Source organism: Trueperaceae bacterium, from assembly GCA_031581195.1.
In the GTDB taxonomy this organism is placed as follows: Bacteria; Deinococcota; Deinococci; order Deinococcales; family Trueperaceae; genus SLSQ01.
Genome location: JAVLCF010000183.1, coordinates 1 through 2,759 on the forward strand (window position 1 = coordinate 1; position 2,759 = coordinate 2,759).

Annotated in this window: 2 protein-coding genes; one reads left to right on the plus strand and one right to left on the minus strand. The window is 71.7% G+C overall.

Annotated features, from left to right (window positions below; genetic code table 11):
• Positions 1-64: 64 nt before the first annotated feature.
• Positions 65-1,600: a glutamine-hydrolyzing GMP synthase gene (gene guaA / locus RI554_11195; protein ID MDR9392579.1), complete on the minus strand. Its 1,536-nt coding sequence runs from the start codon at positions 1,598-1,600 to the stop codon at positions 65-67.
• A gap of 103 nt (positions 1,601-1,703) precedes the next feature.
• Here guaA and RI554_11200 point away from each other — a divergent pair, with 103 nt between their 5' ends.
• Entirely contained in the window at positions 1,704-2,756 is a 1,053-nt protein-coding gene (locus RI554_11200; GenBank protein MDR9392580.1) for an Mrp/NBP35 family ATP-binding protein, read from the plus strand.
• Positions 2,757-2,759: the final 3 nt, after the last annotated feature.

Genomic DNA, 2,759 nt, shown 5'->3' on the forward strand with positions numbered 1-2,759 from the left:
CGCGAGCGGGGTGTCCGCGCCCGGGGGGCGGGGACGGTCCGCGCGGGGGCACGCGGCGCGTGGGTCACTCCCACTCGATGGTGCCGGGCGGTTTGCTGGTGACGTCGTACACGACGCGGTTCACCTCGGGCACCTGTCCGACGATACGGTTGCTGATCTCGGCCAGGACGTCGTGCGGGATGCGGGCCCAGTCGGCGGTCATGCCGTCGACGCTGGTGACGGCGCGCAGCGCGACCGTGTGCAGGTACGTCCGGTCGTCGCCCATCACGCCGACCGACTGCAGCGGCGTCAACACCGCCAACGCCTGCCAGATCTCGTCGTACTGGCCGGTCTCCCGGAGGGTGCGCACGAACACGTCGTCGACGCGGCGGAGGACCTCCAGGCGGGGTTCGGTGACCTCCCCGAGGATGCGGATCGCGAGGCCGGGCCCGGGGAAGGGGTGGCGGTCGCGGATCGTCTTCGGGAGGCCCAGGGTGGTGGCGACCTCCCGCACCTCGTCCTTAAACAACGTCCGGAACGGCTCGAGCAACGAAAAGCGGAGGCGTTCGGGGAGCCCCCCGACGTTGTGGTGCGACTTGATGGTGGCCGCCCCCTCGCCGCCGGCCGACTCGATGACGTCGGGATACAGCGTGCCCTGCGCCAGGAAGTCGATCGGGCCGTGCTCCGCTTCGAGGCGTTTCGCTTCCGCCTCGAAGACGTCGATGAACGTCGCGCCGATCGCCTTGCGTTTCGCTTCGGGGTCGGTGACGCCCGCCAGCGCCTCCAGGAAGCGCGCGCGGGCGTCGACGACCGTGAGCGGCACCCCGAGGCCGCGCAGGGCGTGACTCACCTCGTCGACCTCGCCCATGCGAAGCAGGCCGGTGTCGACGAACACCGCCTCGAGCCGGTCGCCGAGCGCTTCGTGCAGCAGCACGCCCAGCGTGCTGCTGTCGACGCCGCCGGAGATCCCCAGCAGGACGCGCCCGTCGCCGACCGCGTCGCGGACCTCGTCGACGGCGGCGTCCACGATGGCGCGCGGGGTCCAGTCCCGCGCGACCCCGGTCCGCTCCACGAACCGCTCGAGGAGCGCCAGGCCCTTGGGGGTGTGGCGCACCTCGGGGTGGAACTGCAGGGCGTACAGGCCGCGCGCGTCGTCCTCCATCGCGGCGACCTCGGTGTCGGCGGTCGCGGCGGTGACGGTGAACCCGTCGGGCGGACGCACGACGCTGTCGCCGTGACTCATCCAGGCGGTGAACGGCCCGTGCACCCCGTCGAACAGGGTGCCGTCGTAGTGCGTCAGGTCGGCCTTGCCGTACTCGCGGACGGAGCTGGCGCGCACCTCGCCCCCCAGGTCGCGGGCGACGAGCTGCATGCCGTAACAGATCGCCAGGGTCGGAAGCCCGAGGTCCAGCAGGCCGTCGGGCAGGCCCGGCGCGCCGGCGTCGGTGACGCTCTGCGGTCCGCCCGACAGCACGAGGCCGGCCGGGTCGTGCGCGCGGACGTCCGCCACCGTGGCGGTGGGCGGCACGATGACGCTGAACACGTCCAGCTCGCGGAGGCGGCGGGCGATGAGGCGGGTGTACTGCGATCCGTAATCGACGACGACGAGGCTGCGTCCCACGCCGGCGAGGATACCCGCCCGACCGGCGCGCGGCGCCGGACCGGCGGCGGGCGTGTCGGCCGGGGTCGCCCACCGAACCGTGGGGCCTGCTACGTTGCGCCGCATGAGCCTCAGCGAAGACGCCGTGCTGCGCGCGCTCGGCACGGTCCAGGATCCGGAACTCCACCAAGACCTCGTTTCCCTCGGCATGGTCGGGCACGTCGCCCTCGACGGGGGCGACGTGCACGTCAAGGTCGACCTCACGACGCCCGCCTGCCCGATGAAGGCGCAGATCGAGAACGACGTCAAGGAGGCGGTCGGCGCGATCGACGGCGTCGAGCGCATCCACCTCGAGTTCGGGGCGCAGGTGCGCGACGGCGGGACGCCCTCCATGCCGGGCGTGAAGCACGTCATCGCGGTCGGGTCCGGCAAGGGTGGGGTCGGCAAGTCGACGGTCGCCGCGAACCTCGCGGCGAGCCTCGCGCTCGAGGGCGCGTCCGTCGGCCTGCTCGACGCGGACATCTACGGGCCGTCGCAAGCGAAGATGTTTCACGTCGAGGGCAAACGCCTCATGGCGGACGACGAGAAGAACATCCTGCCGTTGCGGGCGCACGGCATCAAGATCATCAGCGTCGCGAACCTCGTGGAGGACGGTCAGGCGCTCACGTGGCGCGGTCCGATCCTGCACGGCACGCTGCAGCAGATGCTGCAGCAGACCGTCTGGGGGGACCTGGACTACATGATCGTCGACCTGCCGCCCGGGACGGGCGACGTGCAGTTGTCGCTCACGCAGTTGGCGACGGTCTCGGGCGCCGTGCTGGTGACGACGCCGCAGGAGATGTCGCTCGTGGACGTCCGGCGCGCCCACACGATGATGAAGAAGACGCACGTGCCGGTGTTGGGGGTCGTGGAGAACATGTCCTGGTACGCGCTGCCGGACGGGACGCGCGACTACATCTTCGGCGAGGGCGCCGCGCAGGCGTGGGCGGACGAGGAGAACGTCCCGGTGCTGGGGCAGGTGCCGATCTCGCGTCGTTTGCGGGAGTCGGGGGACGAAGGGGCTCCGCTGGTGCTGTCCGATCCCGACGGTGAACAGGCGCAGGCGTTCCGTCACGCCGCGCGGGCGTTGGCGGGGCAGGTGTCCATCCAAGCGTTGAACACGCTGCCGATGGTCTGAGGG

Coding starts and splice junctions, on each gene's coding strand:
- RI554_11200 (MDR9392580.1), top strand. CDS start 1,704: ATGAGCCTCAGCGAAGACGCCGTGCTGCGCGCGCTCGGCACGGTCCAG.